Genomic DNA, 14376 nt, shown 5'->3' on the forward strand with positions numbered 1-14376 from the left:
TTATTTGTCAGCTTTTTGGAGTGTAATTGCATTTCTTGTATGGCTTATATGCTCATAAAATAATAATTTATCTCGACTAAATACATGTAATAGGACATGTATAATGAAGAGACCATTAATTGAGAACATAAACAGTAATATAATGAGCATAGTTAATGGATTAGTCTGATTCAATATGGAACTACTAGAGAGAATATAGTTCATTCCACCTAAAACAAAATAGAACAGGCCGTAACGAATAAATAATTCTTTAATGGTAATTCGCTCATTTTTACCTTTTATATGAATACGAAGCAACGCTTTACCAATTGTTTTTCCGTTCGTCAAATACGGAATGACGATGAAATAAATGAAGACCGCACATAGGGTGAAAATAAGTTCATATAGATTGGTATAAGACTGGATACTAGAAATGAAAATAGAATTCCCTTTATTTTTTATAACTGGCACAACAATAGATAAGAAAATCCAATCAATTTGCAGTGCGATAAGACGACGAATAAATCCAACTGGTTTCGTAGCTAAATCGACATGTGCATCTAATTCATTTGATTTAGGAAGGAAGTACGTGAATATCGGTGCGATGAAATAACCAATTGCTCCCCCAAGTGTATTTAAAAATAAATCATCGACATCAAATAAACGATATGCGCAATTGTATATACCGTATAATCCAGTCACTTGTGTTATCTCAAAAAATAGTGAGAGACAAAGTGAAAAGAAGATTGTTTGTAAAAAACCAAGGCGGAAATAGTAACGTAAATATATGCCGATTGGAATCGTTAATAGTGCATTGAATGCGACTTGTAAAAAAGCAGATTCTTTTAATAAATAGAAATAGGTAGCTGGTTTGGCTAATACTGCTGCTGTATGGTTGCTGATTTCTTGAATGAAATAAAACGGTACAAGCTGAACGTGCTGTGTATTAGCTGGCTGCAAGCTACATGTATCATAGGTTTGTGGCAGCGGTAAGATGACAAGAAAATAAGCGTTTAACAAGTAAAGCAGTAAAGAATATAAAATAAATGAACGCCATTTATTTAAATAGCCATATTTTCTGTAATTAAATATTAAAAATGGAATCAATAGAATCATTGCTAAAAAGGGGAATAGAATAAATGCTGTTTTAATTGGAAATAAATAAGCTGTCAAAATGTGGCTCCTTTCGAAAAAATTCGGAATCTATTATAGCTTTAATAAAATGTAAAATCAAATTTTATTTTTTAGAGACCGAGTTGTTTCGATAGGAAAGAGGGATGAAGAAGAGCCTTACTGCAAATTTGCAGAAGGCTCTTTTAGTGTAAATATTTAACGTGCGTAGCATGGGATTTTGATGAGAGAATATAGCTTTTGAATTTTTGTTTCCATGGCATCGTTGTAGTTTCCTGTTTTTGAGAAATCCACTCATGATAATCTTGCTGTGTTTTCCATAATATACGAATCATATATTCATTCCCATGCTCAGTACGTTTCATGCGAGAAAATTCTAGATTAATAAACCCATATGTACCGGAGTTTGGATAGTATTCTTGTAGAGAACGAATAATTTGTTCTTCATAGCCGAATTTAATATGAATAAGTTTTGTAACAATAAACATGATTGCACCCCTTTTGTATTTGTAGTAGTAAATTAAATTGAATATCCTGTTTCAGTCACAACATGTGCAATCCTCCTATTATGCTTACGAGGTTATGGAGGTATCTTTAACGTAGATTTATCATGCTCGTAATTCATTTTTATAATGTAGGATACATTTAATATTATACTATTCTGAAAATTTAAAGTAAATAAAAGGAAGACAACAAATTTTTTATAAAAAAGAGCGCCCTATTTAGTAGGACAACTCTTTCAGCTTTATAGGAAAATAATAGTGAGTACCCCCACGATGACACAATAAAAAGAGAAATATTTTAAATTCCCTTTCGCCATCAAATGTAAGGGAAAATGAGAGTTAAACCATATAAATCTATTTCGATTTTTCAATATATAAGTCACTGTTACGAAGAATAAAAAAGTGATCTGCACTTATTTTTTTTCTTTTTTAGATTGGTATGGGGCAAGGGAAGAATTTGACTGCTTCTATGCATGGCTTGATGCTCTCTTCCGCCCAAAAAGAAAGGTTTTATGATGGTTTTTCAATTTGGATTTATATAATTTGTAGAAGGTTGTCATATGTTGTCAACAGACTAATTTTGTATCAGTAAGGTTTCTACAGGATTTGACAATATTTTTAATGTCGTGTAATCTTTTGTTTCTAATATACGAATTTACATTTTGTAAGATTTGTATGAAAATCAGTTGTTAAAAGTTAAGAGTTCATTACATTTTATGGGTTGTTTTCATTTTTTTGTCATGAAAAATAAAGTGTATTTAATGAGTTTGTAAACAAACTGTAAAACAAATCATGTATAACTGTATGAGAAGGGAGTCGGATTATGAACTATTTTAAGCGAATCAGTAGTCTAGTATTAGCAGGAATTATTGGTCTTTCTAGTACAGTCGCTGTAAAAGCTGAGTCAAACGACGAGAAACTGGACAACATGCAACAGCAATTGCAGCAGAATAACAATGATATTCAGCAAAAAGAACAAGAGAAGCAAGCTGTTAATAAAGAAATACAAGGTATTGAAAGTGAACTACATAATTTAAATAATACAATTACAAAAAACAAAGAGGACCAAGCTGCTATTCAAAGTAAAATCGATGAAACGCATAAGCAAATTGAACAGAAAAAGCAAGAGATTATCGTTTTAGAGGATAAAGTACTTGCTCGTAAAGATATTATGAAAAAACGTATGGTTTCTGTTCAAAATAGCTCAAATACGAGTTTAGTAGTAGAAGTTGTAGTAGAATCAAAGAATTTTGCTGATTTCTTACAACGTATGAATGCAGTATCTACAATCCTAGATGCAGATAAAGAGATTTTACGTCTGCAAGAACAAGATCTTCGTCAAATTGAAGAAGACAAAAAAGCAATTGACGAAAAAGAAGCGTCTTTAGTAGTAGACAAACAAAAATTAGCAAAAGCACAAGCGGATTTACAAGAAAACTTGAAAAAGCGTCAAGAAAACTTACAAGCTGTGCAAGCAAAATATAATCAAATTGCAAGTCAAATTAATTTAGCTGAACAAGAAAAAACAAAAATTGAATCAAGTATGAAAGAAGTACAAGAAACAATTGCTCGTGAGCAAGAAGCTGCAAGATTAGCAGCGGAAGCTCAAGCAAAAGCAGAAGCAGAAGCAAAAGCTGCGAAAGAAGCAGAAGCAAAAGCAATAGCAGACGCGGCTAAGCAAACAGCACCAGCGCCTAAGCAAGCTGAAAGTGGAAAAACACCATCTACTCCTCAGCCAGAGCCAAAACCGGCTAAAGGTGGGCGTGAAATTTATGTATTGGCAACTGCTTATACAGCTGATCCTTCTGAAAATGGAAATAAGCCAGGTGAAACTGTAAAATCTAAATTGGGTCATAACTTAACTGCAAACCCAGGAATGAAATTAATTGCTGTAGATGATGCGGTTATTCCATTGGGATCTCGTGTATTTGTTGAAGGATACGGTGAAGCAATTGCCGGGGATACTGGCGGAGATATTAAAGGTCATAGAATTGATGTATTAATGCCAGATAAAGCTTCTTCTAGTGCTTGGGGACGCAGAACGGTTAAAGTTACAATTTTAAATTAAAATCAAATCCAACTTTACATCTGGTAAAGTTGGATTTTTTTACGAAATAAATGTTAAGTTAAGTTTACATTTTGTAAAGCTTAGCATACAATGATGGTGAGAGGTGGTAAAATTGACCATTTGCAATAGAGTGAAGGAGCTAAGAGCCCGTTTTAACTTTACGCAGAGCGTATTAGCTCAAAAAGTTGGCGTAACAAGGCAAACGATTGCAGCAATTGAAAAAGGAGATTACGTTCCATCGTTGTTATTAGCGCTAACGATTTGTGATGTGTTTGGTTTGAAGATGGAGGATGTGTTTGTTTTAAATAAGGAGGGAGAAAAAGGTGAATAGAATCATTTTGTCTTATGTGGTGAATGTGTTATTTATCGGATTAGCTAGCTGGGCATTTATTGAACTCTATTATTTTGAGGTGGAATTTGCAAATATTATTCAAACAGAGAAAGTGCCATTTGAAATATCGATGAGCATCACACCGTTTTTATTGTTATTAATTGTAGCTGTTGTATCAACTATTTTTTATAAAGTTCAAAAGAAGAAATATAAGAAATTATCTTTTTGGATGTTTCCCTTGTTATTTCCACAAGATGATGAGCGGGAAGAAATCATTACAGCAAAAGCATGTCGTACGACTTTTATGGCGCTTTGGTATGTTATGCCGACTGCAGCTGCATTGCTTGTTATATATCCGATTGTAACCCCGTATATTCCTGCGTACCCATTATATGTTGTGTTTTTAATCTTCTTTATACAAATGACTGTATTCCATATTTCACTTTATCGAAATAAATTTGCTTGAAGACGTGCCGCGTGCACGTCTTTTTTTGTAATAAACATTCTATTTTTTACAAAAAATTAATGTGTGTCGAAGTGAAGATTTACAAATATTTTTTATGATAGAAATTGGACGTATCGAATAAAGGGAGTGGGGAAATGAAAAAGGCGTTCTTATACGGTGGGATGATTGCAAGTGTATTATGGACAGGAAATGATGTGAGTGCAGAAAGAATAGACAAGGAAGCACAAAAGGTTGTGAATAAAATAGATACGTTACCAAAGGGGAGTATATCTAACCCAGCGTATCGCGGGAAAGTGGAACAGATGGTGACGGACTTTATTGGTAAAAAACATAAGGATACAAAGGTTAATCGAATCGCCTCATTTCAAATGCCAAATGGGAAGGCTGAAATTACAGCATCAACACCTGATGGGAATACACTTGTTGTTACGGAAGCTGATTTAGGACAAATTCAGATTCTATCAATTGCAGATTTAGAGAATATAAAAGTATTGGGAAATGTGAGTTTTAAAGAAATTCATTCAGAAGCAGAAGTAACGAGTGTAACGGTTACACCAGACGGAAAGTACGCATTGGCTGCTTTTCGAACTGGAGATAACTTATATTATGCAAATAAGGGACAAGTGGCGGTAGTGGATTTAGCAGCGCAGAGAGTTGTAAAAACGTATGAAGTAGGTGTAGGACCAGATTCAGTAGCGTTAACAGCAGATGGAAGAACACTTATTATTTGTAATGAAGATGAAGAAAACGATCCAAATGATGAAAATGAAGTGAATATGAAAAAAACAAAACGACCAGGAAGTATTTCTATGATTACATTTCCTGACGGTGATGTCATGCGCGGGGAACATATTGAGCTTCCAATCCATATGAGTAACATTAGTAATGGAGCAATCTATAAGCATGATCCGCAGCCGGAGTATGTAGCGATTAGCCCAAAAGGAGATAAAGCAGCTGTTACATTACAAGAAAATAATACGGTAGCAATTGTAAATATTGTAGAAAAACGAATTGAAAATATATTTGGTCTTGGCATCACAACACATAAAGCAGATTTAAAAAAGGATGGTACCGTATCTTTTCAAGATGAGATGACTGCACGCCTAGAACCAGATGGTGTGACATGGGACCCGTCTGGGCGATTTCTCATTACTGCTAATGAAGGGGATCTTGGTAAAAATGAATTTAAAGATGGCGTGAAATCAGGAGGGAGAAACATTTCTGTATGGAGTCAGGCTGGGTCTCTTGTATACGATAGTATGAATCTTATTGATGAAAAAGTAGCGGCTGTTGGTTTATATCCTGATAGCAGAAGTGAGAATCGCGGAAGTGAAGTGGAAAATGTAGCGACTGGTATGATAAAAGGAAATCCTATTTTAGCAGTGGCTGCTGAAAGGGCGAATGCTGTATTGTTTTTTGATATAACAATTCCGATGTTCCCGGTTTATATTGGACTTGCCCCATCAGCTGGGGCAGCACCAGAAGGAATTTATAAAGTAAACGGTCGAGATTTGTTTGTAAGTGCGGATGAAGCAGATGGAGTGTTAAGTTTTTACCGTATCAGTAAATAAATTTCTTTTCCTTTTCGTCTCGCACTTGTACATATAGTCATCTTACTTTATCATCTTATATAGAAGTAAGATTTTGTAAAGGGAAGGAATTATGTATGAATAAGAAGAGAATATATAGTATACTAGCAGTTCTTTTATTTGTTGTAGGTGGCATTTTAATTGGTAAGCCATTTTATGACGGATATATGGCAGAGAAGAAGCAAACAGAAAATGTACAAGCTGTTCAGAAGATGGAATATCAAAAACAGGATACGAAATTTGTAGACGCATCTAAAATTGACCAACCTGATTTATCAGAGGTAGCGAATGCATCATTAGATAAAACACAAGTAATTGGTCGTATTGAGATTCCAAGTATTTCATTGAAATTACCTATTTTAAATGCTTCTACCGAGAAGAATTTATTATCAGGAGCAGCAACTGTAAAAGAGAAGCAAGAGATGGGAAAAGAAAATTATGCATTGGCAGGACATAACATGTCAAAAAAAGGTGTTTTGTTTAGCGATGTATCTTCGTTAAAAAAGAACGATAAAATCTATTTATATGATAATAAAAATGAGTATGAGTACGTTGTTACGAATGTGTCAGAAGTAACACCTGATAAATGGGAAGTAGTAGAAGATCACGGGAAAACAGAAGTTACACTTATTACATGTGTGTCTGTATCTGATAACTCGAAGCGTTTTGTTGTTACTGGGGAGTTTGTAAAAGCGAAGAAAAAAAGCTGAGGGAGTAATCTAATCCCTCAGCTTTTTTAGTCCATCCATTTTACCAGTTTTTTAGAAAGCAGTAATAAAACACATCCTAAAACAATAGCGACTGCTCCTATAACTGTGAATACTTCTGAATATCCAAGTGAAGTTGTAAAACTAGCGAGTTGACCACCTAAAATGTTGGCGACTCCTGAACTAGCGAGCCAAACGCCCATCAGTAATGAAGCGAGTTTTACTGGTGCAAGGGAACTGACCATTGATAATCCAACAGGTGATAAGAACAATTCACCTAATGTGTGGAAAAGGTAAGTAAAGACAATAAATAGTAGGTTTGCTTGCTCTATAATGTTGTGTTCATCACTACCTGTTTTTAATGTAGCGATAACAAGAACGATATAACCGATTCCGAGTAAAATCATACCGAGTCCCATTTTTGTTGGGATTTTTAAATCTCCACGTTTTGTTGTAGCCAGCTTAGCCCATAGTGCTGAAATAGCGGGAGCAAGCAAAATGATAAATAGTGGATTGACTGATTGGAACCAAGATGTTGGGATTTCCCATCCGAACACAGAACGATCAACAAACTTGTTTGTATATAACGTTAGCGAGCTACCAGCTTGTTCAAAACCAGCCCAAAAGAAGACGACGAAGCAAGTTAGAATAACGATAACTGCTGTATGTTGTTTTTCTTTTTTTGTGAGTGGTGTATTACCAGCTGTTTGTTTCCCTGATGCCGCTTGTAAATCTATTGTTGGTTTTTTACCGATATCACCAAGGTAGCGATTAGACAATGTTGTAAATAAAATTTGTCCAATAATCATACCGATTGAGGCAGCTAAGAATCCGTAACGGAAGCCATAATGAACAACGCCATCTACTGTTGTTTTGAATAAATTTTCTGATAAAAATCCGCAAACGAGTGGAGCTAAAAATGAACCGACGTTAATACCCATATAGAAAATGGTAAATGCACTATCACGTTTTGGGTCATTTTCTTCATACAGTTGTCCAACAAGTGTAGAAATATTTGGTTTGAAGAAACCATTACCAATAATAATAAGCGCGAGTCCAAGGTATAGGCCGATTTGGTTTTGCAGGGCAAATAGCGTAAGGTTACCGATTGCCATTGTCACGCCACCTATCGTGATAGCTAAACGTCTTCCAAGAAATCGGTCAGTTAAGTATCCACCAATCATTGGAGTAAAGTAACACGCTCCAGTGTAAAAGCCATAGATAGAAAGTGCCCACCCGGGACTAAATCCAAGACCACCGCTTACTAAAGCTGTTGTTAAGTATAGTGTTAATAATCCTCGTAATCCATAGTAACTAAATCGTTCCCACATTTCTGTGAAGAAGAGTAGGTATAAACCTGGAGGATGTTTCTTGTTTCGTTGTTGTTTTTTCTCAAGTTGTATCGTTGATTCCATTTCAGTTTCCTCCTGACACAAACAAAAACAAAGTTAATAGTTTTGTATATGTAATAGTTTACTTTATTAACTATTACATGTCAATAAAGGTTGATTTTTCAGAAGGAATTGGAAAACAGAGTGGATATAGAATGGGGATTTCTTTTGTGGTAGACTATGGACTATGTTTGTTTTAGCGTATAAGCGAAAATTGAAAAACAATGTAAAACCTTTCTTTTTAGATGGAAGAGAGCATCCGACTATGTATAGAAGCGGTTAGGGCCTTTTTTAGCCCCATGCCATGGAAAACAAAAGGAGAAAACGAGTGGAGGTCTGCTTTTGTTTTCAAAGCCGCAACTGATATGTTGGAAAATCAAAATCGAGTTATATACCTCTTTTTTTAAATGGGAGAGAGCATTTGTTCATGGATAGAAGCAGTCAGATCCTTTTCCTGTCTCATGCTAAGTGAAGGCAAAGAGAGAAGATGAGTGCGAATCATCTTTTGTTAGGCGTAGCCGCAATTTATATGTGGAACAAACAAAATGTATATAGGGTGAAAAGGATTCCACTTTATATGAAAGTAAAGAAGGAGAAAGAAATGAAATCATTACAGAAAAAAGAAATTTTGCTTATGAGCCTGATGTTATTTTCCATGTTTTTTGGAGCTGGAAATCTTATTTTTCCACCTTTCCTTGGATATGAAGCGGGGAATCATGTATGGATTGCATTGTTGGGCTTTATCATATCAGCAACTGGACTTCCGATATTAGGTGTAATAGCAATCGCTAAGGCCGGAAGTTTCCAAGGACTAGCAAATCGTGTACATTCCTCTTTTGCAATTATTTTTCCTTGTTTAATTTATTTGTTTATCGGTCCTGGGCTTGGTATACCACGTGCAGGAAGTTTAGCTTTTGAAATGGGACCAGGTCAATTATTTCCTGATTCCGGTAGTGTGTTGCTACTTATCTATACAGTCATCTTTTTTAGCATTGTATATTGGCTAAGTTTATCACCATCAAAATTGATGGGGCTGTTTGGGAAACTATTAACACCTTTATTGTTATGTATGATTGCCCTTATTTTTATAAAGAGTATGATTACACCAGTAGGAGATGTTCAAGTACCAGTGGGGAACTATGGAAATACTCCGGTATTTCAAGGGTTTTTAGATGGGTATTTAACGATGGATGCTTTAGCAGCGTTAATCTTTGGAATTGTTGTGGCAAATGCTTTACGTGTAAAAGGAGTACAAGATGAAAAAGACATAGCAAAGTATATGAGCATGGCAGGTATCGGTGCTGGGCTATTATTATCTCTTATTTACGTTATTCTCGGATATGTCGGATCAATAAGTGGCTCACTTGGAAAATTTGATAATGGTGCACAAGTATTAGCTCATGTGATGACTATATTATTTGGACAGAGCGGTATGATATTATTAGGAATTATTTTTACAGTTGCTTGTTTGTGTGTATCGATTGGACTTGTTACATCTTGTAGTCAGTTTTTTACAGAAGTATTTCCAAGAGTCTCTTATAAAGTGTGGGCTTTTGCTTTAAGTGTTGTTAGTATGATTCTTGCTAATTTAGGATTAACACAAATTTTAAAAGTATCAGTCCCTATTCTTGGGTTTATTTATCCGATTGCTTTAACACTTATTATTTTAGGACTATTTCATAAGTATATCGGTAAGTATACGTATATATATCCAGTGACTATTGGACTAGTAGCGGTGTTTAGTGGAATAGATATTTTAAATCGTAACGTGCTACTTTCAAAATGGACATCTATATTAGAACACATTCCTTTATATACAGAAGGAGTAGGATGGATTATTCCAGCGATTGTAGGTGGCTGCTTAGGAATGATTGTAAGTGCTTGTATGAATAAAAAGGATTAGAAGAAAAAGGTGTTTTCTATACTGGAAAACGCCTTTTTTGTTTAATCTAATTCACCTATAAACCAAATTTCTTTGTCATTGTAATCAGAATCAGTAAAAATTTCTGTATATCCTTTTACTTGTAATTCGTTAGGTATATGTAAGCCGCATTCTTGTTCAATATCGCGTTCTTGTGGTAATGGAATCCACTGTGGTCCGTCCATGTATCTACCTAGAAAGCCTTCAAAAAATCGTTCTATTCCTTGTTTACTACATACAATTAAGATATTAGAAGCGTGTAAATTAGGAAAAGAGACAACAAAATAAATACGATACTCTTTTTCAGTTGTAGTTTTTATACGGATTAAATGCTCTACTCGATTGATTGCTGTCTGTAAATAAAATCGTTTAATCGCGTTTGATTTACGTTTTGAATGCATATAAGAAGGATTGAAGGGGAGTGGAATAGACCAGGAACTTAAAGCAGACTGTTCATTAGCATTTGGTAAAGAGTTTGTATGTATAGTCGTATATTGCAAGAAATTCCGGCATGCACGTCGTAGACCACGAGTTTTCTTTTTTGAGCCATTGTTCCCAATCGATTGTTTCAAAGCAATACCTCATAAGCAATATTTTCTATTTTTCTAGTTAAGCTGAAAAATAGAAGGGGAAATGCTATTTGTTACTATAATGGCAGAAGTTAGAAAATATTAGGAAAAATTCTCTTAAAAAATGAGTAAGCTAATAGTATGATGTAGGTAATTGGTAATTTCACCAATTATAGATGTATTCCTGTTTTAGCAGCAAAATTAGAGGGGGGAGAGAATGAAAGAGGATTTAAACAAAAAAATAGAAGCTCTAGAAACAGCAATTGATACAATACAAGAGGCGCTCTATGAATTAAAAGTACAGCAAAGGGAAATAGAAGAAAAAGTTCAACTAGAAAGAGAGTTGAACAAACGGGAGTCTATTGAAAAGAAAGCAGAAGTCAGTATCCCCGCGTCAAATGTACGGCAAGAAGAAATAGTCGTTAGTCAAGAAAGTGTGGAGGAATCAGAAGTAAAACAAGTAGATATATCTGCGTTTAAGCCTGAACCATTTGATATTATAAAATTTTGTCAAACATGGCTACCACGTATTTTCGTTGCAATTATGCTACTTGGGGTAATTTGGCTATTTAAAGCGGGAGTAGATGCGGGATTACTTACTCCAGCAATTCGTATTGTATTTGGCGTAGTATTATCAGTTGGTTTGTACTATGTAGGTGATCTGCAAATAAAACAGGAACGTCAAGCATTAGGGTTAGTATTAGCTGGGGGGAGTATTACAGGTATTGTTTTAACGACATTCGCTGCACATTATTTGTATCATTTCTTTCCGGCAACCATTGCATTTATATTAAATATTATTTGGATTATACTTGGCATCTATCTAGCTAAGCGATATCAATCAGAGTATCTCGCTATATTTGTATCTGTAGGTGCCTTTTTTGTACCGTTCTTATTAAATAGTACAACACCTAATTCTTACATTTTCTTTGGATATGAAGCAATATTAACGATTAGTTTATTATGGTATGCGTATAAGAACCGTTATCAATATTTATATATGGTGTCTTATTGTGTTTCTGTACTTGTAACGTTTGTCTTCTTTGTCATTATGACAGTGTTACTAGGAAATTTAAATGTACAATTAACAGTTGTGTATGGATTCATTCATATTACACTTTTTTGGCATATGTTTATGAACCGAAGTTTTATTTATCAACCTAGAATGGCGTTGTTTAGTGCGAATGCAATCTTCTTTATTATGGAAATTGTAAAAATTCCAGACTTTACAACATGGGGATTATTGATTAGTACAATTGTGCACGCTGTAATGTTTGTAGCTGAATATACGAAAAATAAAAAATCATTATTTACGGATCTTTTATTTGGATTTGCAATGGGATCGTTTAGTTTAGCGATTTTATATGAGTTCAGCTTAGTAAATGGATCGATCGTCTTAATGTTACAAGGATTTTTAGGTGTTGTTACTTCTGTTAAATTGAAACAAGAGATTAAGTTTTATATAAGCGCTGTCATTTATGCGATTGGTATGCTTCAAACGCTCGTTAGTCCATTTGAAGTATTTATGTCAGCTGCTTTTGTAGCTCACTTCATTTTGCTTGGAACATTTTATTATGGCATGATGAGAGTGAAACCAATGTTACAAAATTTTGGAAAACATGTGTATTCGATTACACTGTACGGCTTTATGGTACTTGTATTTATTACAATTACTAGAATAGGAGAGGTTCTTTCAACAAGCGGAAGTATCATTAGTATACCTGTCTCTCTTTTATGGATGATATATGCTTTAGTTTCAGTTTGGTTTGGGCGTAATAGAAGAATGAATGAAATACTGTATGCGGGGCTAGTGGTGTTAGTTGTGACAGTGAGTAAGTTATTCTTCTTAGATTTACCAGAAGTATCAATGATGATTCGTGCAGTATTATTCTTACTTATTGGTGGACTAGGAATTGTTATTTCTAGAATGTTTTTCTCAAAAGAAAAAGATGAGTAGTAAAAAAGCAATCCATTTAGGATTGCTTTTTTTATTATTTATTATTAATAGTGACAGCTTCATTATATTTTGTCGTTGTATTTTGACGAAGACGCAAAGTGGCTTGTCCAGTTGTATTTGGTGCGAGTTGTACATTTACTACTTTTTCAGCAAAACCTAGACTGTTTGTTATAAAAGAGAATGCATTACTATATTCAAAGTTAGAAGGCCAAGTACCATTTTCATTTTGGATTTTCGCAACTTGTGATCCTCCAGTTGTGAAAATTCCTAGAGAATAATTACTATATGTTGTATTTGGTAATAAGTTATTTAATTGAATTTTCACTTGGAATACTTCATTGTTTGGCAGGATACTAGGATGCGTAACTACGTAATTATTTACAGGTGTAGTTACTGTACTGCTATATCCATATGAACCTGGCTTAAATGTATTTGTATTGAACCATTTATATCCTTGATTTGGGGCGCTCCAAGGCTCTGGTTGTGGCTCCGTTGATAAATTAGGTTGCTCAAATGTTTGTAAAGGTGTTGGGTTATCAAGTTGTAAGCCATTTACTTGATCTAAACTTGTATAGGTTTCTTGTTTAGATAACCAATTAACAATATTTCCTAATAAGATAGCGTCATTTTCTTCTTTATACCCATCATATGTTTTTTTTGCTTGTCCTGTATCTTCACGAACATATTTTGGTGAGGCATCCTCAACAGGAGAAGAATCGCCGATAAATGCTGCTTTTCCAAGACCAACTTTAGCAATAGCAGCATAAGGACCTTCTGCAATACCGCCACCATTATAAACACCACTATCAACAGCGTTATTCCATTTTGATGGGTTTTCTGGAAGGTACACGATTCCTTTTGCTAATTTAGGGTTTGTAATGGCAAGTGTAGAACCAGCATGCATAGCTACTGATGAAACACCTTTCGTAATACCAAAGGATTGTTCAGGTAATACAATATTTTTGGCAGAAACATCTCCAAGCGCATTATAGCGAAAGCGAATACCAAAGTTTTGAGATAACCAATCGGAGCTTTCTACTCCTTGCATTGCTGGCGAGTTTGCTTCTTCATTAGGCATACCTTTTGCAGGGTTGTCCCATGCACCACGTCTGTATCCATTAAATACCTCTGAAGAATCCCAGCGATTCTTATTTCGGTCTGCATTATAATGATCTGCGATAAAGAAAATACTACCACCATTTTTAACATACTGTAACATAGCATCTTGTTCAGATTTTTTATAAGGAATATTTGCTTCAGGAACAATAAACACATTATAATCTTTTAAATTTTCATATGTAATAGGTGTAGATTGGCGAAGCTCTTTTACAAAATATCCATTTTTAGAAATACCATTTCCAAAATCGGAAAAACCACCATCAATGACCCAATCAGCTGTACCTGCTGTTTGCCCATGTGTATTATCAAATAATACTTTCTTCCCATTGTTTTGATTTACAACTTTTGCAGCAATTTCAGGTGCTGGATCTGTAGAACTTTCAGCGAAAGCAGGTGGAATATAAGTGCTTCCGACACTGAGTGTAATTGCTGTTGCTAAAGAAAGTTTAAGCCATTTTTTGTTCTTCATAGAAGAATCCCCCTAATAATAAATATATGTACCTTAATAATGTAATGGATTTTTTTATGAAAATAAAGATGGAAAATGTAAAATATACAAAAAATTTGTAAAAATAACATGAATTTTGTTGATAAATATTTGTGTGAAAAATAAGAAAACCCCTTCCTCGCTATCAGGAAGGGGTA

At 34.5% G+C, this 14376-nt stretch carries 12 protein-coding genes; 7 read left to right on the plus strand and 5 right to left on the minus strand.

Annotated elements, in window-relative coordinates; genetic code table 11:
• Both JDS96_RS03800 and JDS96_RS03805 read right to left on the minus strand, forming a co-directional pair.
• On the minus strand, positions 1-1152 hold the full coding sequence (locus tag JDS96_RS03800) for a VanZ family protein (protein WP_199666099.1): 1152 nt from the start codon (positions 1150-1152) through the stop codon (positions 1-3).
• A gap of 143 nt (positions 1153-1295) precedes the next feature.
• The gene (locus JDS96_RS03805; RefSeq protein ID WP_199666101.1) at positions 1296-1598 is read right to left on the minus strand and encodes an antibiotic biosynthesis monooxygenase family protein; all 303 of its coding nucleotides are present in this window, start codon (positions 1596-1598) and stop codon (positions 1296-1298) included.
• A gap of 838 nt (positions 1599-2436) precedes the next feature.
• Here JDS96_RS03805 and JDS96_RS03815 point away from each other — a divergent pair.
• From JDS96_RS03815 to JDS96_RS03835, 5 genes are all read left to right on the plus strand, one after another.
• Positions 2437-3681, plus strand: coding sequence for a PcsB-like coiled-coil domain-containing protein (locus JDS96_RS03815; protein ID WP_018765546.1), 1245 nt, complete (start codon positions 2437-2439; stop codon positions 3679-3681).
• Between the two features lie 103 nt (positions 3682-3784).
• Entirely contained in the window at positions 3785-4012 is a 228-nt protein-coding gene (locus JDS96_RS03820) for a helix-turn-helix transcriptional regulator (protein ID WP_199666103.1), read from the plus strand.
• Positions 4005-4478: a hypothetical protein gene (locus JDS96_RS03825; protein ID WP_018765544.1), complete on the plus strand. Its 474-nt coding sequence runs from the start codon at positions 4005-4007 to the stop codon at positions 4476-4478. Before JDS96_RS03820 ends, JDS96_RS03825 begins: the two co-directional genes overlap by 8 nt.
• Before the next feature lie 134 nt (positions 4479-4612).
• Entirely contained in the window at positions 4613-6049 is a 1437-nt protein-coding gene (locus JDS96_RS03830) for a WD40 repeat domain-containing protein (RefSeq protein WP_199666105.1), read from the plus strand.
• 95 nt (positions 6050-6144) lie between these two features.
• Complete coding sequence (locus tag JDS96_RS03835; RefSeq protein WP_003195147.1) at positions 6145-6777, plus strand: class A sortase; 633 nt, start codon at positions 6145-6147, stop codon at positions 6775-6777.
• Between the two features lie 26 nt (positions 6778-6803).
• Here JDS96_RS03835 and JDS96_RS03840 read toward each other — a convergent pair whose 3' ends face one another.
• Positions 6804-8189 carry a peptide MFS transporter gene (locus JDS96_RS03840; RefSeq protein WP_199666107.1) on the minus strand — a complete coding sequence of 462 codons (1386 nt, stop codon included), beginning with the start codon at positions 8187-8189 and terminating at the stop codon, positions 6804-6806.
• 577 nt (positions 8190-8766) lie between these two features.
• Between JDS96_RS03840 and brnQ1 the strand changes: the two genes are divergently transcribed.
• On the plus strand, positions 8767-10068 hold the full coding sequence (gene brnQ1 / locus JDS96_RS03845) for a branched-chain amino acid transport system II carrier protein BrnQ1 (RefSeq protein WP_472926293.1): 1302 nt from the start codon (positions 8767-8769) through the stop codon (positions 10066-10068).
• Positions 10069-10109: 41 nt separating this feature from the next.
• On the opposite strand, the gene JDS96_RS03850 is transcribed toward brnQ1, so the two are convergent.
• A complete protein-coding gene (locus JDS96_RS03850; RefSeq protein WP_033797549.1) occupies positions 10110-10658 on the minus strand; it encodes a DUF3916 domain-containing protein in 549 nt (182 codons plus the stop codon).
• Positions 10659-10872: 214 nt separating this feature from the next.
• Here JDS96_RS03850 and JDS96_RS03855 point away from each other — a divergent pair, with 214 nt between their 5' ends.
• Positions 10873-12612, plus strand: coding sequence for a DUF2339 domain-containing protein (locus JDS96_RS03855; RefSeq protein WP_199666111.1), 1740 nt, complete (start codon positions 10873-10875; stop codon positions 12610-12612).
• A 34-nt stretch (positions 12613-12646) separates the two neighbouring features.
• Here JDS96_RS03855 and JDS96_RS03860 read toward each other — a convergent pair whose 3' ends face one another.
• Entirely contained in the window at positions 12647-14200 is a 1554-nt protein-coding gene (locus tag JDS96_RS03860; protein ID WP_199666113.1) for a DNA-binding protein, read from the minus strand.
• Between the last annotated feature and the right edge of the window lie 176 nt (positions 14201-14376).

This window comes from Bacillus cereus group sp. N21 (assembly GCF_016483395.1).
Taxonomy (GTDB): domain Bacteria; phylum Bacillota; class Bacilli; order Bacillales; family Bacillaceae_G; genus Bacillus_A; species Bacillus_A pseudomycoides.